The organism is Niastella sp. OAS944, from assembly GCA_024809215.1.
Lineage (GTDB): Bacteria > Bacteroidota > Bacteroidia > Chitinophagales > Chitinophagaceae > Niastella.
The window spans coordinates 63,047-84,524 of the sequence record JANUBW010000008.1 but is presented as its reverse complement, the minus strand read 5'-3'; the positions used below and the strand labels follow the sequence as shown (position 1 = coordinate 84,524).

Genomic DNA, 21,478 nt, shown 5'->3' with positions numbered 1-21,478 from the left:
GGGCCTCGCTATCGTGAAACGTGAAACGGCAAACGTGAAAACAGCTGAAAGCTGTAAGCCTAAAGCTTAAATCGAATACAGAATACAGCTACTACGCGGACCACACCATAACGGAGAATCGGAACTTGAACCCTGGAACTAAAAACTGAGAACTAAAAACTACCTTCTCCTTTATCAACTCAACACCTCTATCAACTCATCACTGCCTTGTTAACTCGTTCCCGATTGCATCGGGATCAACTCGTCAAACTGTATTCCATTATCACATTAGCAAATTATCACATTATCACATTGTGTTCTACAACTTCCCTTCTTTATCCAACAAAGCAAAGTATTTGTCCAAATTCTGGCCACTAGCCAATTCCAGTTCCTTTTTAAAATCTTCAGGCTGGGGATGTTTGAACTGCCATTTAGTAAAGTACGACTGTAAGGCCTTATCCAACACATCGCGCCCAAGCACATTTTCCATTATAAACATCCATACAGCTGTTTTTACATAAACAACAATACCATAATCATCTTTATTGGTAAAACCGGTTGAACCGGTAGTGATCGGTTTATCGGCCGGAATAGAATTCAACACTTCATAGATCCTTGCCTGAAAATCCGGCTCCGATAATTCCTTAAGGTCCTTTGGTATCATTGATGCCAGAATGGTGTTGGAGCGGTACTTCTCAGCCTCATACCTGAACTGAAAATAGGTATTGAGCCCCTCATCCATCCAGGGATTATCGCGTTCGTTGCTACCCAAAATACCATAAAACCAGTTATGCCCTACTTCATGTGTGATCACCGCATCCATTTCTTCTTCCTTTGCGTTCGGACTGGTTATTAACGTGATCATCGGATACTCCATACCACCCGACGATAAATTTTTTGGTCCCTCCACGGCCTGTACTACCGGGTAAGGGTATTGGCCTATCCATTTTGAATAATGGCGCACTGCGTCTTTTATATAGCTGGTGCTGTTCTTCCAGGTTTTGTTGCCCGAGGTTTGTCCGTAAGAGAACACCTCAACGGTATCACGTTCGGTCAACTGCAAAGTATCATAGCGGATTATAAAGTCCTTACCGGCAAACCAGGCAAAATCATGAATGCGTTCGCCATAATATTGTAAGGTCTTTAATTTACCCGGGGTAGCGGTTTTATATTGGGTTGCTTTTCCGTTATTATTTTCAAGGCCTATTTCTTTATACCTCATCAGTTCATCGCGGGTTTGAAGGGTGCCGGTAGCACCAACAACATATTCGGCAGGCACGGTAATATTCACTTTAAAGCTGCCGTATTCGCTGTAAAATTCACCCTGGTCAAGGTACGGGAACTGGTGCCAGCCGGTGCGGTCGTATACAGCCGGTTTGGGGTACCACTGGCAAACCATAAACTGTTTATTGGTATAACCCGATCTTGAATAATAGCTGGGCAGCTTTACAGTAAACGGCGTGGTTATGGTAATTTGTTTGCCGGGCAATAAGGGCTGCGCCAATACCAGTTTTACCATATCTATATTAGCCGTATCATCTTCTGTTTTTGCGTTTTGCCCGTTTATTTTCCAATGCAGGTTAGAAATATAGCCAGGATCGTTGATCAACACTTTCTTTACATTGTCTTTTTCCTGCGCCAGCTGTTTGGCCAATGCAGTGTTCTTGTCTTTATATGCATTTGGCCATAAATGAAACCAGATGTAGTTAAGTGTGTCGGGTGAGTTATTGATATATTCTACCAACAGATCGCCTTTTAAACTATGTTGTTTATCGTTTAATGCTACCTGAATATCGTACCGCACTTCCTGTTGCCAGTAATCTTTTTGTGACAAGCCAATCTGTGGCAATACCGCAATCATTAAAAAAGCACAAAGTGTTTTCATAGAATTATTAATCCTAAGTTTTAAGTACTGTATTTCATTAGCACATTATCAAATTAGCAAATTAGCTAATTGTGCTATCTTCCTTTGCCCATAAATATAATGCGCAAGGTGTATATCATTATCTTAAAATCAAGCGCCAGGGATATATTCTCAATATAAATAAGGTCGTATTTCATACGCTTGATCATTTCATCAACATTTTCGGCATACCCAAACTGCACCATGCCCCAGGAGGTTAAACCCGGTTTTACTTTCAACAGGTACGAGTAGTACGGCACCTGTTCGTGTATTTGATTTATATAATAGGCCCGTTCGGGTCTTGGTCCAACCAGGCTCATTTCACCTTTTATGATATTCCAAAGCTGGGGCAATTCATCGAGCCGCCATTTACGCATTATGCGGCCCCATTGGGTAACCCGGGGGTCGTGGGTTGAAGACAGCTGCGGGCCGTTCTTTTCTGCGGGGTGATACATGGAGCGGAACTTGTAAATACGGAATTTTCTGCCCTTATACCCTATTCGCTCCTGTGAATATAACACCGGGCCTGGTGATGATAATTTAACCCTGATGAGCACATAGATCATCAGTGGCAGCAGCAGTACAAACCCAATTAAGGCAATGGCCACATCAATTACCCGTTTTATATTTTGTTGCCATTGCGGCATTAAACCCGATTTTATATCGGTTAAAAAAGCGCCCGACAGGTTGCTTGTTTTTACCGAGCCCGACAAAATATCCAGTACATCGGGCACTATCTTCACTTCTACATCCAATTCGCTTAGCCGGTCAACGATCTTTTCTACATGCACTTTTTCTTCTTTCTCCAATGCAATAACTACCAGCTGTATGGCGCCTTCATCAATCACTTTTTCCATTTCGTGCAGCCAGCCATGCCAGGGTATATGATGGCTGATGCCATTGGGTTCGCCGGCGCTTATAAAACCTGTATAATGGTAACCGGCGGTACGCAAACCATCGCGGGTATCTAAAAATATACGTTCGGCCATGCTATTGCCACCCACCAGCAACGTATTGAAGCGCAAATGTCCCTGCAGCAATTGCTTTTTTACCCGGTTCAATAAAGCGCTTCGCCATAGCCAGGTGAACACCAACTGGGCAACAATATAACAACACAATGCTTTGTAGTAGTAAGTATAATCTTTTTGCGGGTCGTTAATTACAATGGCAAAGAAAATAAAGGTGCAGCCAATGAGGCAGCAAAGAAGGGTGATGTTGAATTCGCCGAAACGCGATTTCCGGTAAAGATCGTTGTAAGCGCCAACAAGTGCGTAGAAGATAATCCATACAACAGGGATGATGGTTATACCATACCAGAAGCGATCGTTCAGCAATAGCTCGTTGTCGACAATTACCTGTTCATGTAACAACAGCCGTCGCGAAAAATACAGAACGACCCAGGCCAATATGGCTGCGAAATAATCGCCCAGCAGGTACCAGGTACTATGGATACGTTTTTCCGAAGGCATGTACAGGGTTACACAATAATATTATTGTTTTTTATTTTCTGCAATATCTGGTGTGCTACATCCATGGCCCGGTAACCATCCACCTCCGATACCATTGTAGGGGTATTGTTCAGGATGGCATCGCGAAATGATTCCAGTTCTTGTTTAATGGCATTCACTTCGGGCACCAGCGGATTTACAACCGCAATTGTTTTTTTACCATGTAAGGTATCAAGATCGAAGGAAAAGGCGTCAACATCCTGGGGAGACTTCAACTTGATGATCTCAGTCTTCTTGTTTAAAAAGTCGATCCCAATGTAAGCATCTTTCTGGAATAACCGCATTTTCCGCATCTTCTTCATGGAGATACGGCTTGAGGTAAGGTTGGCTACACAACCATTATTGAACTCAATACGTACGTTGGCTATATCCGGGGTATCGGTCATTACAGCAACGCCGCTGGCCGATATCTGTTTCACTTCGCTTTTTACCAGGTTTAAAATAATGTCTATGTCGTGGATCATTAGGTCGAGAATAACACTCACTTCGGTACCACGTACATTGAACTGCGCCAGGCGATGTACTTCAATGAACATGGGGTTAAGCTCCATATTCTTTACCGCCAGAAAAGCGGGGTTGAACCGTTCAACGTGCCCCACCTGCAGTTTTATTTGCGATTCCTTTACCAGGTTCACCAGTTCCTGAGCTTCCTGCATGGTATGGGCCATGGGCTTTTCGAGGAACACATGTTTACCCTTGCGAATGGCCATTTTGGCCAGGTTATAATGGTATTGTGTAGGCGCAATTACATCAATTACATCAACGGCATCAATGAGCCGTTCTGCATCCAAAAAACGGGGAATCTGATATTTTTCCGTAACATCCTGCGACGCGTCATCCGAGGGATCGTAAAAGCCAACTAACTCTACTCCCTTGATCTCTTTCCAGTTATTCAAATGAAATTTACCCAGATGACCAACGCCAAATACACCGATCTTTAGCATACGTACAATTAAAGGCGCAAAGATAACAGGTAGCACCCGTTACCAAACGCTTTTTTATTACCAGTAATTGTATGGGATGTTAATAAGTGACTGAGATAATGCGATTTGTGGAAATTCTCACTATTTTAATAAGGCAGACCTGCTTGTATAAGCCGCTGTAGGATGGTAAATAAACAGGCAGGAGCCGTCTTTCAACAGATCAATAAGTGGTTGCGAAACCTCCGGCGCTACTGCCGGGCAGCCCCAGCTGCGGCCAATATAACCCTGGCTTTCAATCAATCCTTCGCATACATAATCGGCGCCATGTATCACAATGCCGCGGCGCATGGCCCCGTCATTAATGCCTTTTTCCATGCCTTGTAAACGAAGCGAATAGCCATTGCTGCCATTGTAGGTTTCACCGGTTACATAAAAACCCAGACTGCTTTTATTTGACGATTGTCTATTACTGAACGATACGGCATTCAACTTGCCGGTCTTCATACCATGCGCCACATACGTATTGTAAACCAACTGATACGAGTTCAGGTCTATCACATACAGGCGTTTGGCATTGCTGGGCTGACTAAAGTCAACGATCGCCAGCAGGTTGTCTTTTATATGACGGTTCTTTACCAGTTTGGCCATCCCTTTTAAGGCCATGGTAAAGACCTTTTTCGACAGGCCGGCGGCTTTTAAATGCAGGCTGTCGTATACATTCAATTTATTTGCAATGGAAAAGAAGGAGTTGTTTGCCGAAGAATCGGAAAAGAGGTTATTATTCGCCCTGGTACCCCCAAATGTGTGGGTAGCTGACGTTTGCAACGCTACAATACCTATCAACAGGTACAGGTATAGCCGTTTTCCCGGTTTTACGATTAATGGTTTTCGCATGGAATCCGTTCCGCTTTTTTGGATAGATGGAATGAAACCAGACCATCATCTATCCGGTACAGAAATTAATGAACGCTATTCTTTAAAAGGATATTATCCCTTGGGATATCTTTAAAAATAGCCTTTTTATGCAACAATAATCAGTCCGGGAACGGGCAAAGGGTACATTAACTATATTATTAATTTGCTTTTAACTTTTAAACAGGCCGCTTTGCGTGAAAATGTGAATAACTTTTTTCGGGTTGCAGGTTCCAGGTTGCAGGTTCCAGGTTTCAAGGAAACTGCCGCAATTCTAAGCAGGATCTGATTTCAAACCCCTGCAACCTGCAACTTGTAACCTGTAACAGATTGTAAAAGGAAATAAAGCATCCGGCTTTCAAAAACGAGCCTAAGTTGATTTGTCTTTATTAAAAAGATAATTCACCACAACGTAGAAAAAGCCAAAAACATTGGCGGTGGTGGTGGTAATAAGGGCTATTAGTACGCCATCGGAAAGAATGAATTTTTTGCGGCTGCACTGGATTATGATAAACAGTACCAGAAACATCCATAAAACCGTGATAGCGAATATAAACACACTGAAATTCTTACGGGCTTTATTATCATCGAGCAGCCGTTTTAACTGCGCCTGTGAGAATGCGGCATCCAGGTCGAGCTTTTTGATCTCTGCTTCATTGGTGTCTTTCAGGTTCACCCGGCTATCTGCCTTTTCTTCGTACAAAGGATGCAGTAGATCTTTTGCCTCAGTAACTGAAGCAACACTTTGTTCGGGTGCGGTTTTCATTATTTTTTTATTAGCAGGCCTTCAAAGTAGAGTTTGATATCATCGTTGTTGATGGGAGTAGACCTTTTATCGGGATCGTAAACTTTTGACCAGGGTGAGTTGGGCTGGTGTGTCCAATTGCTAAGCGACATAGCCGAGATATCTTTTAAGACTTCCCAGGTATAATTAATAGAATCGGTTGCAGCTTCATCGAAGAGGTAGGGCGCTTTATCGGTTTCTGAAGGCAGCCAGGAAGAAGTATCGGTAATTGGGCGGCTGCCGTAGAGCTTGAAATCGTCGTATATTTCCGGAATAACCGGACCATATAACCATGCCTGAAAATTTTCTTTAATAAGCGGGGTGCCGTATTTAATAAGGTGATGGCCATGTGCAAAATACACTAGCTTTTGCAACTTCATTTGCGTCACAAACTTTCCTTCATTGATACCCTTTTTTACAAAGGCATAGGCGATGAGTGAGGCTGGATAAGACATACAATTACGCTGGTATTTGATTTTTTCTTCTTAACCAAATATACGTATTTCTTTTTAATACTAATTAATTTAGCGTTCTCTAACGGCACCCCGCTCACCCTATCACAGCTTCTCTCCTATGATAGAATACAACATATTACGATAATGCTCACTGCATGGCAGTTCCGTTTCGCCAAGCAACACAGCCTTGCGCGATACGGTATCTACCCTTCGCAATGAAATAATATACGAGCGGTGTATGCGAATAAAATCTTCGTGTGGCAGGCGGTTCTCAAAGTATTTGAGACTTTGTAACGTTACAAAAGGTTTCTTGCTATCAACCAAATGTATCTTGGTATAGTCTTTCAACCCTTCGAGGTAAAGTATATCGTTATAAAAGATCTTCTGAATTTTGTGCGAGGTCTTAATGAACAGGAAATCGTCTTTCTTCAACAACGATTTCGTTTTACGATAACTGATGTATTCGTAAGCTTTATTTACGGCAGACATAAACCTGTCGAACGGAACAGGTTTCAGCAAATAGTCAACGGCATCCAGCGCAAAGCCTTCCATTGCATACTCATTGTGAGCTGTAACAAAAATAACTGCCGGTTTTTTGTTCAGGGTTTTTAAAAACTGGGTACCACTTAGTTCGGGCATACGAATATCAAGCAGCACCAGGTCAATTTCTTCTTTTTCAAAATATGGGAATGCCTCCACAGGCCCTTCACAACGGGCTACCAGGTTAAGGTAAGGTACTTTCTGAATAAAATCTTCTAACAGGTCAAGCGCCCAGGGTTCATCATCGATAATAAGGCAATTAATTCTCATAGAACAATTCGATTTTCAGATTTACAATAAACAGGCGGCCCGTTCACAACCAGGTGGGCCCGAACGTGGCGTATACCTAATACGGTATTTGTACCCCAAAAGGCAGGGTATTACTAAAAAGAAATTGACGAATAAAAGAATAACGAGGACCGAATGATTGAAGATGTCGTTGGTCATTACTTTATTGAGCAGGTAAGACGCCAGAGCGTTGCTCCTTCTTTTGACCAAACATGGGATTTTCGCCTGATTTTAAACTTTCTATAACAGTTTTGGCGCCGGCGGCCGCCTCTTCCTGAGTATTGTATCCGATGTTACCGGGTTTACCCGGTATAAAAGGCTGGTGTATAAATATCCGTTCGTTAACAAGTACGTCGTAACCCCAGCCATTCTCCGCTTTGAAAACGTTGTAATGCAGGCCCTGTTGGGGGGCCGGCTTCTTAATTACCAATAAAAAAAAAGTACTGCCGGCTGCAAATAAACATGCTGCCAGCAGTACCATTTTATGCGTTTTACTGATTGTCATCGGTATTGTCTTCAGCGTTAGGCTGAAACTCGTACATGTTGTCAAAAGGATTGGTTCCGCTACGGCCGCTCATAATAAAGCCGCGGTTTTGCAGTGTGAAACCAATAGCGCCGGTACGGGCTGTGCCGCTGAAAGCAGTTTTTTCAACCCATGTATCGTCACCGGGGTTGTACTCCCAGGTGCGTGAGTTCATGCTGCCGTTTTCGCCGCTGGTCACATATGCTTTGCCATCGATAGTGAAGGCTACAGCATTGTAACGGATGATAGAAGTGTATTTATCATCATAGCTTTCGTCGCTTATGTTGGTCAGTTTTCTTAATGAAGTCCATGTTTGAGAACCGGCATCAAACACCTGCAGGTCGTTAATGGCAGATCCATTGTTGTTACCGCTGAACAGGTATACTTTATCGTTTATAGTGAATACAGTGGCTTCAGCTCTTTTTGAACCGGCGATAGCGGGTTTTTGGCTCCAGCTATCAGTGCCGGCATTATATTGCCAAACGTCTTTCAGGTAGTTGTCATCGTAACCGGTAGCAATGTAAGCATTGCCATTAGCAACAAATGCAACGGCGTCTCTGCGGGGAGTACCATCAAAATCATCTTTTTGGGTCCATTTGTTTGCAGCTGGGTCAAACTCCCAAATATCGTTAGTGTAGTTCTGGCTAACATCCAAACCGGTGCCTACATAACCTTTGTTGTTAACGCTGAAGGCAACTGCCTGGCTGCGTACACCACCACCAAAGTCGGCAATCTGTGTCCAGAATTTGTCACTATTTGAATATTTCCAAAAATCGGCCAAACGTTTAGAAGAGGTCAAACCGGTACCTACAAACACAGTATCCTTAATAGTAAAGGCAACTGCCTCACTACGGGCGTTACCATCAAAATCGCCAAAATATACCCAGTTACCCACCAGGTCGCTTGAGCTGTCGGAACTCTTACTACAAGCAGGAATAATGAGAAGTGGTGCGGTAGCAATCACAAGGGCCAGGGAGTAAACTAGAACATTCTTCATTTTGTTTTTTTTGCTGTTTTATTTTTAAAACAATACCAGCGACCAGGAACGCCGTTGATCCCGGTCTTGGCAGGCATTTTCACATGCCCGTTTTTAATTTTTTAATATATCGGCAGGTAAAAATATTTCCGTGAATTCCAAACAACTTTATAAAATAGATAGATAAGGTTAATGAGTCGACCAACATGAGTTTATCATCTTTTGAGACCAGAAGGCTTATTTTTTGCCTTACAGCCCTACCAAATCTTGCTTAATAAACAACTTTTCGGGTTAAAAAGCTGCAAGCTTACAGAAACAACCAACATGTTAAATACTGTAAACCACAACATTAACCAAGTCTTAACATATTCCCCATCCCATATCATTTTCCACAACGCACTTTTGCACCCGCTGGTACCGGCTTGCCGCCGAAACTTGGCGCAATTTAGCCGGGAATATTACCCGGCTTATTATAAATTTGCAAATTTGCACAATTTCGGCTGCACATTTGAAATTTAGTTTCCACCGGCAAAAATAAAAGCTTAGTCGATTATTCGGTGGCAATAATATATAATAACAAATTTTGGTGCTGCCCCGCGTATAAATTACGTGTTTGGTCGCAATGGGTGCCGCTTTCGCGCGCACAAGCTATGGCAGAAAGTGGGTATGCGAACACAAAGAGGTGTTAAAATGAAAACAATATTACCAACAGCCGAAACTTATAAACCTGATATTCCATTACTTTACACCCGCTTGAAAAAGCCGGGATTGCCATAATTAACCAAAACCGTCCTTGATTAGCATTAACAATCACTCACTAAACATAATATGCAGATAAACAAAAGGGTACCTTTCATTTTTACTTACTGCTTAGTTTTTGCCTGTCTTTTGTCTTCGTGCTACAAAAAAGAGATCCAGGTGGGCAGTGACCTGGCCGAAAGCCATACCCGCATTATAACGGTTGATACAATTGGGGTGTTACTATCCAGCTATGTAAAAGACTCATTTGTAACAGCGAACAAGGGATTGGCCCTTATAGGCAATTATCACGACACTTATACAGGGAAAACAAATGCCAGCACTTTTTTCCAAATTGGCTTACCTACTCTCAGTGAAGATGCAGCTACCCTGCTGCCCAAAACCGCCGTATACGATTCAATTGTACTTTATATGCGGGGCAATGGTTACTACTACGGAGATACCACCCAGCCCTTCGACATCTCGGTGTATGAATTGAACCAACAGCCTACCCCCGAAGAAAACCACATAGACGCCTACAATACATCTGATGTTCCGGTAAAAACGGTTCCCCTGGTTACCGGTTCAAAAATACTCAGACCTTCGTCAAAAGATTCTATTGTGTTACGACTGCCCCAGGCTCTGGGACAGGACTTCTATACCAAAATACAAACCAAGGCCAACCAGTTCACCAGCGCTAACCTGTTCCTCGAATATTTTAAAGGCCTTGCTATAAAGCCTACCAATACCAACAGTGGTGCAGTGTATGGCTTTAACATGACCGATAGCAGCATAATAGTACGGTTACACTATCACCTTACCCTTCCTGTTAAACAGGATAAGGTAATTCAATTTGCACTTACCCGTACCAATTACCAGTTCAATCGCATTATTACCGACAGAACGGGTACAACTTTACAGAAATCGAGCCCCGAGCAACGGGAATTCTTTGCAACTGCTACCAATCCATTCGCCATTACCCAAACAGGTACCGGCGTATACCTGAAAGCATTATTCCCAACCTTACGTGAGGTACTTAAAATAAATGATGTGGTGCGGCTTATGGATGCCCGGCTGATATTAAAACCGGTAAGAGGCTCCTATAATTATTATGGCAACAAACTGCCCAACCCACTGTTCCTGCAAACAACCGATGCTTCGAATGAGGCTACTGGTACCATCTTAGATACTACCGGCCAGGGCGTTCAACAACGTGCCCCTGTGATCGATGATGTGTATGGCGTTAACACCAACTATTCGTTCAATATCACTTCCTATATAAACGCATTGCTCAATACCCCGGGCACAGCCGAAAACGGGTTATTTATTATGGAGGCAGAAATGGGGGCAGCCAAACAGATCAACCGCGCTGTAATTGGCAGCAGACAGAACGAGTTCTACCAAACCAAACTGATCTTAAACCTTTTGACAATCGAATAACCACTATATAATGAGAAAACTAATTGTACTGATTGGGCTGTTTGTGGTGCTTTTGAGTAAGGCCAATGCACAGAATATGAGTTCACCATATTCTGTATATGGCGTGGGCGAAATTCAGGAACTGCAGCCAGACCGCAGCAGCGGTATGGCCAATACATCTATATCAATATTGTCTACCCCGGGCTTTCTTATCAATAAAAACCCGGCCTCACTTATGGGGTTAGAAAGAAGCGTTGCCCAGGTTGACCTGGCACTGGTAGGTAAAACGGTATCGTTCAAAGGCAATAATATCACCAGCGATAACAGCTCTACCAAAGACGTAACAATAAAACGCATTTCCATTTCAAGCAAATTATCGAACCATTGGGCCAGCAGCGTAGGTTTTAAACCCTTCAGCTATGTGAACTATTCGTTCACGGCGCAAAAAAGCATCGAAGGTTCAAGCAGCACCTATACCGGTCAGTACGACGGTAATGGCGGTTTGCACAATTTGTTCTGGAACAACGCCTTTGCCATAGGCAAACACCTGGCGCTGGGCGTACGCTCAAATTTGATCTTCGGTTCAATTAACCAAACCGAAACGCTCAATGCCCTTAATACACCAGTGGTTTCACAGATCACCAGTTATTATACCGGTTTCAGGTTTGAAGGTGGTGCCATTTACGGCGCCAAGATCAATAAGAACTGGCGTTTTTCAGTAGGCGGTAAAGTAACCACTAAAAACGACCTCACTTCCGAAAAAACGCTTACTGTAACAGAAGGTAATTCTTACGTTGAAAAAGATAAAGTGCTGGCCGACGGTACCTTTACCCTGCCCTGGCAGTATGATGCCGGTATTGCGCTGGTGAATAAAGGCCGCGCCACGTTCACCGTTGACTATAGCTATGGTAACTGGAACAAGTTGAACCCCGGCGGTACCACCTGGACCATGAGGGATAACGAACGCATTTCTGCCGGTTTCCAACTCAGCAACCAAGTACAACGCTATGGTTTTACTGCCGAAAAGAATTACTTCCAGGCAGGTTTGTTTACCGGTAAATCTTATTTGCAGGTAAAGGGGCAGGAGATAAATGAAGTAGGCGCCACCATTGGTTTTGGTGGTTATTTAAGCCGTGCTTTCGCATACAACCTTGCAGTTGAAGGCGGCCGCCGCGGAACCATTAGCGCCAACCTGGTGCGCGAAAATTATGTTCAATTCACCCTGTCGCTCTCGTACAGAGAAGTGTTGTACAGCAAAGGAAGAAAATACGACTAGAATATAATCTCTATACTTTTAAGAGAGGCTTTCATTTGAAAGCCTCTTTTTTTATTTCCTTTTATAGAAGTACAACTTTACCGATGAGGCCAGGGCTTTCTCACTGAGGGTATAATAACCCGAATCATTATTTGAGAACACAATGGCCTCACCTTGCGGTTCCTGTGTATAAGGCAGGCTTACCGGTTCTTTCGCCAGCGTTTGCATAATGGTTTCGCTGGTTTTGCGCGGGTAACTATAAATAGCATCGTATGTTTTCACAACAATCTCTTTACCCGATGGCGATATGGCTGCACTAACGGCTAAATTATAGGTAAGAACACCCACTTCTTCCGCCTTATTGGCTACGGTAGTACTATACGGGTACGTAAGCTTAAATACTTTCGATCGCCTGTCTACCTTGGTAATGATATAAATATCTTTTGTATCGCCATCAACCAGTATGGCTTCGGCATTATGACTTCCATCAGGATAAAAAAACGCGATCTTATCAACCTGTTTAACGGTATCGGCGGCCGCTGTTGGTTCTTCCAGCCTGTAAATGGCATAATCAGTATGCACCAGTAAATTATCGCCGGTTTCTGCAATATAAAGGTATTGCACACCGGGCTTCGGTCCGGCAGCCAAAACAAGATCTTCCCAATCGCGGTTAACCACATTGGCCAGGTGAATTGACTTTAACCAGGTACCATTGTGTTGTAACAGGTGAATACTGGGCGGGTTGCCGCTATCCTGTTCAACCCATAAATAGCCGGGGTTTGCTTTACTATCGGCAATACCCGATGCCTCATTAAGCGCAGGTTCACTAACTGCAAATTCCTGTGGGGTAATATAAAAACCGGCAATGCTATCTTCACCTTTCTTATTACTACATGCCTGCAAACCGGCCAGTACAAAAAATACGAGATGCCTGTAATTGAATGAACACATGGGGTTTAATAATAAGGAAACCAAGGTATTAAAAATACCGGCAATACGGTTTGCCAAATCGAAACAGGCAATAAGAATTTAACAGCTGTAAATATTTTCTTCCGATTTCATAAACAAAAGAAGCTCAGGTTCTTTATATTGCCCTACCGCGTGCAATGGCGGTTCTCATTTAAAACTACTTCATTCCGGCAAGCGCCCTACAGGGTCGCCGGGATTTTATTCCCTTTATCGAAGCGATTTTTTTAGCTAAACGGTACGTACTATTAATTATTAAACCTAATGATTGTGCCATGAACAACATGAATACGCCTTTGTATGCGTCGCTTATGCCCAACAACAAAACCGGGGTGGTACATGAGCAAAGCCTTAACCATGGAAAGTTAACGATAGCATTGCGGCCATTACAGTTACCCGGCGACTGGCGTTTTATAAGCAAATGGATGAGCTGTGAAATGGCCCGTTCAACATCACAACCGTTTCGCCTGCCCGAAAAACATTTGCAGGAAACCTATGCCACCATGCTGATGTGCGATTTTGCGCAACCGCTTATTGTACTAATAAACAATACACCTGGTTTATTGCTTGAAATATGCGATGGCGAAAAACAACTGGCAGAATATGAAACAGGTTTTTATATGCTTGAACGAGGCGACCATATGATCAACATAATAACATCACCAACCCTTATAAACAGTCGTAAAACGCTTATGAATGCGGTAAGCTGCAGCCTGCAGTATTTCTTCAGTTACCCGCAGGCAAACAGAATAGCGTGGGTATTGCATGAGCGGGAAAAACATTTTATTAATCTGGCTAACCACTTAGGTTTCGCAGTAAGCAACCGTTATAACTGGCCGGGCGTACATGTTTACCTGTATTCGCGCGAAAAACACGAGCGGTTTTCTGACAGCTGGCAACAACAAATAAAAAAACTTGTGTAAATTATATAAGCGTTAAAATCCACGGTTGTAATCCACTCTAATACTTCTGAGCCAGAAAAGGCACATACATAATTGATTGATTAATTAACTTCGTTTGTTAATGCGCGTATGTTCATTAACAAACGCAACCAGCGCATTTTTAAACCTTATTTTATGCCTTTAAGTAATCAGGATATACAATATATCCAACGGGCCCAAACGATACTTGCCGAAAACTTCGATAAACACATTACCATTCCACTATTAGCCCGGCAAACGGGCATTAATGAAGCAAAGCTGAAGGAAGGGTTCAAGGAGTTGTACGGGCAAAGCATACATACCTATTTACAACAGTTGCGATTACAAAAAGCGCAGCAATTATTATTGACCACCGAAATGTCGGTAACCGATATCACCTACGATATTGGTTACAGCCATGTAACGCATTTTACAACGCTGTTCAAAAATGAGTTTGGGTTAACACCTACAGAGTGGAGAAAACAGAAAAGAGAAGACCTGTAAGGTCCGCCATTTGAGTTTGCACAATCAGATGGTCTATGCGGTCCTGACAGGTCGAATTATAGCACGACCTGTCAGGTCCAATGCTAGCTAACCATAAGGCAAGCCTCTATGATGGACCTTACAGGTCTATGGCAACTATAAATTCTGCTTCTTCAACTCACTCACCGCAAAATCCGCCGCTCTTGCCGTAAGCGCCATATACGTAAGCGAAGGGTTTTGGCAGGCCGATGATGTCATACAGGCGCCATCGGTAACAAATACGTTGGGTGCATCCCATACCTGGTTATGCCCGTTAAGCACCGATGTTTTGGCATCGCGGCCCATGCGGGCCGTACCCATTTCATGTATGCCCTGCCCTATGGCATAATTATCGGCATTCCAGGTGGTAATATCTTTTACGCCGGCCGCTTCAAACATGGCCACCAGTTCTTTAAGAATATCTTTGCGCATCTTCCACTCGTTCTCCTTTAATTCGGCATCCATAGCCAGCACGGGCAGTCCCCATTTATCTTTAACCGAGGTATCGAGGGTGATCTTATTATCGTGATAAGGCAACACTTCGCCAAAACCGGTGGCGCCAATATGCCAGGCGCCCGGTTCGGTAAGCGCTTCTTTCAGTTCGGCGCCCACGCCCATTTCGGCCACATCGCGCGACCAGTTATCGCGACTGGCGCCGCCCTGGTAACCATAGCCCCGCAGAAAATCGCGTTTATCGCCAAACAAATTGGCAAAACGTGGAATATAAAAACCATTGGCGCGGCGGCCATAGTAGTATTTATCCTCATACCCTTCTACCAATCCTTTTGCACCCAGCATGTAGTGATGGTCCATTACATTGTGGCCCAGTTCACCACTGCTGCTACCAAGCCCACCCGGCCAAATATCAGTAGCAGAGTTCATCAGCACCCAGGTTGAGTTTAACGCTGAGGCACATACAAAAACGATCTTTGCGTAAAACTCATATGTTTTATTGGTTTCGGCATCCAGCACCTCCACCCCTTTGGCCCGTTTGGCGTCTTTGTCGTATATGAGTTTGGTAACTATCGACCAGGGCCTTACCGTTAAGTTACCGGTTTTTACTGCGGCTGGTAAGGTGCTCGACTGGGTACTAAAATAACCACCAAAGGGGCAGCCTTCCCAGCACCGGTTCCTGAACTGGCACTGCGTACGGCCCTCAATGGGCGCCGTTAAATTGGCCACCCGGCCTATAAATAAATGGCGTTGATTTTTATAGTGTTCTTTTATGCGGGCTGCTACATCCTTCTCCACACAGTTAAGGTCCATGGGTGGAAGAAATTGGCCGTCGGGCAATTGGGGCAGGCCTTCTTTACTACCGCTGATGCCGGCAAAACGTTCCACATGATCGTACCAGGGCACCAGGTCTTTATAACGAATGGGCCAGTCGACCCCATAGCCGTCTTTGGCATTGGCCTCAAAATCAAAATCGCTGAGGCGATAACTTTGCCGACCCCATAATAATGAGCGGCCACCCACCTGGTAAGCGCGCCACCAGGTAAAGGGCTTTTTTTCAACGTAGGGGCAGTCTTTTTCATTAGCCCAGTAGGCGGCGTTCTCTTCATGAACGATGGTACCGCCTGCCCAGTCGCGGGTAGCCACCGGCAGGTCGTGTTTTATTTGTTGGGTTTGTTTACCGCGGTGTGTAAAATCCCACGGGTTGTTGTTGGCAGTTTTGTAGTCTTTAATGTGTTCTATGTTTCGGCCGCGTTCGAGCATAAGCACCTTCAGGCCTTTTTGGGTAAGTTCTTTGGCAGCCCAGCCACCGCTGATACCTGAACCTACTACAATAGCGTCATATGTGTTTTGGATAACAGCTTTGCTGTTAACATTGAGCGAATCCCCTGGCATAGCATCGTTTTTTAATAGAAGTTCAATTTATAGAATTAAAGGGGATTATGTGTGATTTGGACATTAATTTTTTATAGATGTAGTTCTTAGTTTTTAGTTTTAAGTTTTTAGTTCTTTGCTTTTAGCTGTATTTGTATTCGCTTTAGGCTTTTAGCTTTGAGCTTTAGGCTGTATTTGCTTGCGGCTTGGGGCTTGCAGCTGTATTCTGTCTTTGCTTACAGCTTATAGCTTACTGCTTATAGCCTGCCACCCACTAACCAACTAACACTCATTACTCACCATCATAGTTTGAATTCATGCGCCTCCGCCGTATCAAACACGGCCATTAACCTGATATGCGAATAATCTTCCTGGCTTCTTATTTCGCAGCGAAGCAGGGTATCGGCTTTGCGGGCAAATTCGGTACGCAGTTGCAGGTATTGTTGTTCATCTATAATGCCGTCTTTCAGGTATTTATCGAGCTTACGTATTCTTTTTTCGTAGGCTTTTATGATGTAGCCTTTTGCTTCTACAACAGCATGTAAATAGTTGGGTCGTTTTTTATGCCGGCCATTATTTTGGGGGTAAGCCTCCATAGCAGCATCATTTATATACAAAGCTATTTATTAATCGAATTAACGGCATGCATTGATTTTAAACATATATATACAAGGTTCTTACTAGCACAGTAAGCGCATTTTATTTTATGCGTTTTTTCCCTTCCGCCCAACATACGCGGTCCATCTATGACGTAAAAAAGGCAAAAGATGATGTAATAGAGCAAAAAGGTATAAAGGCTCCATCTAAATTGCGCTTAAAAGGTCACAGGCCCATGGTTAAAGGCTCCGGCAATTTGTGCCCGGAAGAGTTGTAGCGGATAATTATATTTTGCACGTATGCAATACCCTATACAGGATTATTGCACTCCTATCCTATTGCTTACCATATACTGCAAACGATATTTACCCGGGTGATGTTCAGCCTCCTTTACTTATTTAAGACCCGCACAAACAATAATACGTGGAATGCGCAACAACCATCCATATTCTTTTTACGTGCGCAGTGCTGTAGCAAACATAAAACAGCAACTGGAGAGATCCCCGTTAAAATACAAAACATGCAGCGACTTGTTAGATAGGACCAGTACAATTAACCGAAGAATATTGGAACATGCCTTTAAACAGGAATATGGTTACAGAATAAAAGAGTACCAGTTAAAACAACGGCTGGGTACTTCCAAACTGTTATTACTGGAGGGCATGCCCATAAAACGGGTGGCGAATAAATGTTTTTACAGTTCGCAAAGCGCTTTTTGCCGGGCGTTTAAAAAAGAGTTTAACATGACGCCAACCGACTGGATGAGATCATAGCCCCATAAAGTTGCAAAAAGGTACAACAATGGTACAAAATGGTATAAAGCATGGCAGTAAATTACAGTCATGCTTTTTTCTGTTTACATGATAGTATATGAACAGGTACGACCATGAAATAGCCCATTTGCAACACACACTACAACACTTTGATTTAAAGCAGTGCAAACTTATTGCCAGCTGGTTATGGGAGCATATCCATACGCTGGAGGCCGATGAGCAGTTATACCACACCAGCATAAAGCAGTTCCAACTATCAACCCGCGCATTAAATATTCTACAGTATAATAAAATAACCACCATAGGTCAACTTTTACAAATGTCGGCCGACTGGGACAACTTAAAGCAATTAAAAGGGGCCGGCGCCAAGGTGCTGGCTGAACTAAAGGAAAAGCTGGCCCAGGTTAAGGCAGGAAGAACAGAATAGCTACGCAGTTACACGATGATAAACCTTACTGGCTAAATATTTTTTTAGTAAGTAAAACCTTGTCCACATGATCAACAGTGTAAGGTCTTCTTCAAAGTACGTGCTCGATGCCGTTAAGTGTATAAAGGAGCATATTGACAGCAATCCCTTTCAGTATAAGACAGCTGCTGCATTACTTGAAAATGTAAGTATGCCGAACAGGAGCTCGGTAGAAAAAGCATTTAAAGAAGTACATGGCACCGGTATAAAAGAATACCAGGTGCGGCAGCGGTTAGAGGTTGCCAAGAAATATCTTGAGTCGGGTATGACCAAGAAGCAAATAGCAGCCAAATGCTTTTATAGCAGCCAGGGTTCGTTTTGCCGGGCGTTTAAAAAGGAGTTTGGGATAACCCCCACCGAGTGGTTGAACAAGTATATGTAGCAAGAATGATAAACATTCTTACAAATAAGCAAAACAATGGAGCAAAAATGCGAAAGAAGTGATTGTAACTTGCATCAAGAATGAATGATTCGCTGGTATTGTAAACTAATTGTACAGGACCATAAAGTACAAACCGATATTATCCTCAACAAAGGATAAGGTTTCCGCCGGTACGCCGTGGTTGTCGAACTGCAGCATCGCCGGCCTCGCCCGACGAATTCTAGGCAAAGGCGAACAAGCTATACCAACCTACATTCATACTACACCCCTACACCATTTAAGAACATACTAATACTAAAGTTTTCCTCACCTCCCTTTTAGGGGAGGCTGGGTGGGGTATCCGGAACTAAAAGCTGGTGAGGCAGTTCTATGAATAGTAACGAGGGTCAATGAATGCTTTTTCCTGAATTGTATCCGCAAGGCGGAGGATGTCGCTCATCTTTCACCGCTTTTATCCGGAGCAGTTAACACAACTATTAAACATTATCAAATATGGAAGGGCCTGTAGTTCAAAACCGAAATGTATTTGCAAGAATCTTCTCGTTTTCATGGCTATCCAAAACGACTATTGTTGAAATAATCTCTATGCTGTTCATGATCCTGTTTTTGTATACAGGAATAAGCAAGCTGATGGACTACGCAGTATTTAAAGAGCAGATAGCCGAATCACCTATACTAAAACCAATTGCCCCGTTTATTGCCTGGGCATTACCCTTAGCAGAGTTCATTGTGTGTGCAACGCTTATAATACCCCGGTGGCGGTTAAAGGGATTATATGCCTCTTTATTTTTAATGATCGCATTTACTATATACATAGGCGCTATTATGCTATTTGCAAAGGAATTACCCTGTAGTTGTGGCGGTATAATATCGTTACTCTCGTGGCGAGATCACCTGATCTTTAATAGTGTATTTATACTGCTGGCATTTGCTGGGGTACGGTTAGAAAAACAATTACGACGATCTAAGCAAAGCAACTGACCTCTATTACTATAATTCAAGATGTAAACCAGGGAAAGGATGCGGCTAACCATACGGGCATTGCCCAGGCAACCGGCAATACACTGTTGGTAAAGGATTTTGACATTGAAGATGTGGTATACGGCTCACCATGAGCGGCCATCCGTACCGCATCCTGTTCTTCTGGAAAATGATCTTAAGTAAATTTTGAAATGTAAGGAAATGAGTAAAAAAGCAATCATAATAGGCGCCGGGCCTGCTGGTTTAACTGCAGCGTACGAATTGTTAAAAAGAACGGATACAAAACCGATCATACTTGAAAAATCGGGTGACATAGGTGGCATTTCTAAAACGATCAATTATAAAGGAAATAGAATGGATATCGGCGGCCACCGCTTTTTCTCAAAAAGCGACCGGGTAATGAACTGGTGGTTGAATATCATGCCCGTTCAACCCACTGCCGATACTTATAGTACTATTACTTATCAGAGAAATCAGCGTACTATCAAACAGGAAGAAACCCATTCACGGGTTGCCCCCGAAGATGAGAGTAAGATGATGTTAATACGTAAACGCCTGTCACGCATTTATTTCTTACGCAAGTTCTTTACCTACCCTATTCAACTATCAATAGATACATTACGCAAGTTAGGACCTATCAGAACGACTAGTATTCTAGTATCCTACATAAAGGCACAACTATTCCCCCGCAAACCGGAAAAAAGCCTGAAAGACTTTTTAATAAACCGCTTTGGTGTTAAGCTATATTTATTATTCTTCAAAGATTATACAGAGAAAGTTTGGGGTGTACCCTGTAATGAGATCTCTGCCGAATGGGGCGCACAACGTATCAAGGGTGTATCTATCAGTAAGGCCATACAACATGCCGCGCAAACGATGGTAAAGAAAAAGAAGACAACTGATATTTCGCAAAAGGACACCGAAACCAGTTTGATAGAACAATTTCTTTATCCCGCATTAGGTCCGGGCCAGTTATGGGAAGAAGTAGCGCGCCAGGTACAGGAAATGGGTGGAACCATCATTATGAATGAATATGTTAAAGGAACAGTGACAACTGGCAACCAGGTAACAGGGGTTATTACCGAAAATAAAGAAACCGGTAAACAAACAGAATATACAGGCGATTACTTTTTCAGCACCATGCCTGTACAGGAACTTATAGCCGGCATGAATGGACAGGTTCCCAACGATGTAAAAGAAATTGCAGCAGGTTTACAGTATCGTGATTTTATTACCATAGGTGTGCTGTTGAAAAAATTAACGCCGCCCGACAATAATAAGATACTACCCGACACATGGATATATATACAGGAAAAGGATGTAAAAGTAGGCCGTCTTCAGATCTTCAACAACTGGAGCCCCTATATGGTTAAAGACCCTAATACTGTTTGGCTGGGCATGGAATACTTCTGCAATGAAGGCGATGCGTTCTGGAGCCTAACTAACGAAGAAATTGAACGAACCGCCATTGCAGAATTGGAGAAAATGGGCCTTGCTAAAGTTGAAGATGTACTGGATAGTACGGTGCAACGGATGGAGAAAACATATCCGGCTTATTTTGGCACTTATGATCGATTTGATAAAGTCAGGGAATACACTGACCAGTTTGAGAACCTGTTTCTAATTGGTCGTAATGGGATGCATAAGTATAACAATAGTGATCATAGTATGTTGACGGCGATGGTGGCGGTGGATAATATTTATGAAGGCGTTAGCAGCAAAGGAAATATATGGTCGATTAATACGGAGCAAGAGTATCATGAGAAAAAACAAACGCTCCACCTAATACCTAAAACTAAATCCACATTTAAGCCTCAATTGGAGAAATAATAATAAATAAA

21 protein-coding genes are annotated in these 21,478 nt (G+C 43.1%); 9 read left to right on the top strand and 12 right to left on the bottom strand.

Going from position 1 to position 21,478, the window contains the following annotated elements; genetic code table 11:
• Window positions 1-298: 298 nt before the first annotated feature.
• From GGD38_RS26745 to GGD38_RS26705, 9 genes are all read right to left on the bottom strand, one after another.
• Window positions 299-1,864: a M1 family metallopeptidase gene (locus tag GGD38_RS26745; RefSeq protein WP_375303197.1), complete on the bottom strand. Its 1,566-nt coding sequence runs from the start codon at window positions 1,862-1,864 to the stop codon at window positions 299-301.
• A gap of 74 nt (window positions 1,865-1,938) precedes the next feature.
• Window positions 1,939-3,351, bottom strand: coding sequence for a sugar transferase (locus GGD38_RS26740; protein WP_375303198.1), 1,413 nt, complete (start codon window positions 3,349-3,351; stop codon window positions 1,939-1,941).
• A gap of 8 nt (window positions 3,352-3,359) precedes the next feature.
• The gene (locus GGD38_RS26735) at window positions 3,360-4,334 is read right to left on the bottom strand and encodes a Gfo/Idh/MocA family protein (RefSeq protein WP_375303199.1); all 975 of its coding nucleotides are present in this window, start codon (window positions 4,332-4,334) and stop codon (window positions 3,360-3,362) included.
• Window positions 4,335-4,454: 120 nt separating this feature from the next.
• On the bottom strand, window positions 4,455-5,207 hold the full coding sequence (locus GGD38_RS26730) for a murein L,D-transpeptidase catalytic domain family protein (protein ID WP_375303200.1): 753 nt from the start codon (window positions 5,205-5,207) through the stop codon (window positions 4,455-4,457).
• Window positions 5,208-5,595: 388 nt separating this feature from the next.
• Window positions 5,596-5,991 carry a hypothetical protein gene (locus tag GGD38_RS26725; protein WP_375303201.1) on the bottom strand — a complete coding sequence of 132 codons (396 nt, stop codon included), beginning with the start codon at window positions 5,989-5,991 and terminating at the stop codon, window positions 5,596-5,598.
• Window positions 5,991-6,464: a Panacea domain-containing protein gene (locus tag GGD38_RS26720; RefSeq protein ID WP_375303202.1), complete on the bottom strand. Its 474-nt coding sequence runs from the start codon at window positions 6,462-6,464 to the stop codon at window positions 5,991-5,993. The genes GGD38_RS26725 and GGD38_RS26720 overlap by 1 nt, the downstream gene beginning before the upstream one ends.
• 102 nt (window positions 6,465-6,566) lie before the next feature.
• Entirely contained in the window at window positions 6,567-7,274 is a 708-nt protein-coding gene (locus tag GGD38_RS26715; protein WP_375303203.1) for a LytR/AlgR family response regulator transcription factor, read from the bottom strand.
• Window positions 7,275-7,455: 181 nt separating this feature from the next.
• Window positions 7,456-7,797, bottom strand: coding sequence for a DUF4907 domain-containing protein (locus GGD38_RS26710; RefSeq protein WP_375303204.1), 342 nt, complete (start codon window positions 7,795-7,797; stop codon window positions 7,456-7,458).
• Window positions 7,784-8,812 carry a Kelch repeat-containing protein gene (locus GGD38_RS26705; RefSeq protein ID WP_375303205.1) on the bottom strand — a complete coding sequence of 343 codons (1,029 nt, stop codon included), beginning with the start codon at window positions 8,810-8,812 and terminating at the stop codon, window positions 7,784-7,786. Before GGD38_RS26705 ends, GGD38_RS26710 begins: the two co-directional genes overlap by 14 nt.
• Before the next feature lie 867 nt (window positions 8,813-9,679).
• Here GGD38_RS26705 and GGD38_RS26700 point away from each other — a divergent pair.
• Both GGD38_RS26700 and GGD38_RS26695 read left to right on the top strand, forming a co-directional pair.
• Window positions 9,680-10,969: a DUF4270 family protein gene (locus GGD38_RS26700; RefSeq protein WP_375303206.1), complete on the top strand. Its 1,290-nt coding sequence runs from the start codon at window positions 9,680-9,682 to the stop codon at window positions 10,967-10,969.
• Between the two features lie 10 nt (window positions 10,970-10,979).
• Window positions 10,980-12,224 carry a hypothetical protein gene (locus GGD38_RS26695; protein WP_375303207.1) on the top strand — a complete coding sequence of 415 codons (1,245 nt, stop codon included), beginning with the start codon at window positions 10,980-10,982 and terminating at the stop codon, window positions 12,222-12,224.
• Between the two features lie 51 nt (window positions 12,225-12,275).
• Here GGD38_RS26695 and GGD38_RS26690 read toward each other — a convergent pair whose 3' ends face one another.
• The gene (locus GGD38_RS26690; RefSeq protein WP_375303208.1) at window positions 12,276-13,154 is read right to left on the bottom strand and encodes a hypothetical protein; all 879 of its coding nucleotides are present in this window, start codon (window positions 13,152-13,154) and stop codon (window positions 12,276-12,278) included.
• A 290-nt stretch (window positions 13,155-13,444) separates the two neighbouring features.
• Between GGD38_RS26690 and GGD38_RS26685 the strand changes: the two genes are divergently transcribed.
• Together GGD38_RS26685 and GGD38_RS26680 are read left to right on the top strand one after the other, a co-directional pair.
• On the top strand, window positions 13,445-14,092 hold the full coding sequence (locus tag GGD38_RS26685; RefSeq protein ID WP_375303209.1) for a GNAT family N-acetyltransferase: 648 nt from the start codon (window positions 13,445-13,447) through the stop codon (window positions 14,090-14,092).
• 153 nt (window positions 14,093-14,245) lie between these two features.
• Window positions 14,246-14,593: a helix-turn-helix domain-containing protein gene (locus GGD38_RS26680; RefSeq protein WP_375303210.1), complete on the top strand. Its 348-nt coding sequence runs from the start codon at window positions 14,246-14,248 to the stop codon at window positions 14,591-14,593.
• 135 nt (window positions 14,594-14,728) lie between these two features.
• On the opposite strand, the gene GGD38_RS26675 is transcribed toward GGD38_RS26680, so the two are convergent.
• Both GGD38_RS26675 and GGD38_RS26670 read right to left on the bottom strand, forming a co-directional pair.
• On the bottom strand, window positions 14,729-16,459 hold the full coding sequence (locus GGD38_RS26675) for a GMC oxidoreductase (RefSeq protein WP_375303211.1): 1,731 nt from the start codon (window positions 16,457-16,459) through the stop codon (window positions 14,729-14,731).
• Window positions 16,460-16,740: 281 nt separating this feature from the next.
• Window positions 16,741-17,034: a hypothetical protein gene (locus GGD38_RS26670; RefSeq protein WP_375303212.1), complete on the bottom strand. Its 294-nt coding sequence runs from the start codon at window positions 17,032-17,034 to the stop codon at window positions 16,741-16,743.
• A gap of 429 nt (window positions 17,035-17,463) precedes the next feature.
• Here GGD38_RS26670 and GGD38_RS26665 point away from each other — a divergent pair, with 429 nt between their 5' ends.
• The 5 genes from GGD38_RS26665 to GGD38_RS26645 all read left to right on the top strand — a co-directional run bounded on the left by GGD38_RS26665 (window position 17,464) and on the right by GGD38_RS26645 (window position 21,467).
• The gene (locus tag GGD38_RS26665; RefSeq protein ID WP_375303213.1) at window positions 17,464-17,808 is read left to right on the top strand and encodes a helix-turn-helix transcriptional regulator; all 345 of its coding nucleotides are present in this window, start codon (window positions 17,464-17,466) and stop codon (window positions 17,806-17,808) included.
• A 97-nt stretch (window positions 17,809-17,905) separates the two neighbouring features.
• Window positions 17,906-18,235: a DNA-directed RNA polymerase subunit alpha C-terminal domain-containing protein gene (locus GGD38_RS26660; RefSeq protein WP_375303214.1), complete on the top strand. Its 330-nt coding sequence runs from the start codon at window positions 17,906-17,908 to the stop codon at window positions 18,233-18,235.
• Between the two features lie 67 nt (window positions 18,236-18,302).
• Window positions 18,303-18,656, top strand: a complete 354-nt coding sequence (locus GGD38_RS26655; protein ID WP_375303215.1) for a helix-turn-helix domain-containing protein — start codon at window positions 18,303-18,305, stop codon at window positions 18,654-18,656.
• 492 nt (window positions 18,657-19,148) lie between these two features.
• On the top strand, window positions 19,149-19,637 hold the full coding sequence (locus GGD38_RS26650; RefSeq protein ID WP_375303216.1) for a MauE/DoxX family redox-associated membrane protein: 489 nt from the start codon (window positions 19,149-19,151) through the stop codon (window positions 19,635-19,637).
• Between the two features lie 201 nt (window positions 19,638-19,838).
• Window positions 19,839-21,467 (top strand): NAD(P)/FAD-dependent oxidoreductase, encoded by a 1,629-nt coding sequence (locus GGD38_RS26645; RefSeq protein WP_375303217.1) that lies wholly within the window; start codon window positions 19,839-19,841, stop codon window positions 21,465-21,467.
• Window positions 21,468-21,478: the final 11 nt, after the last annotated feature.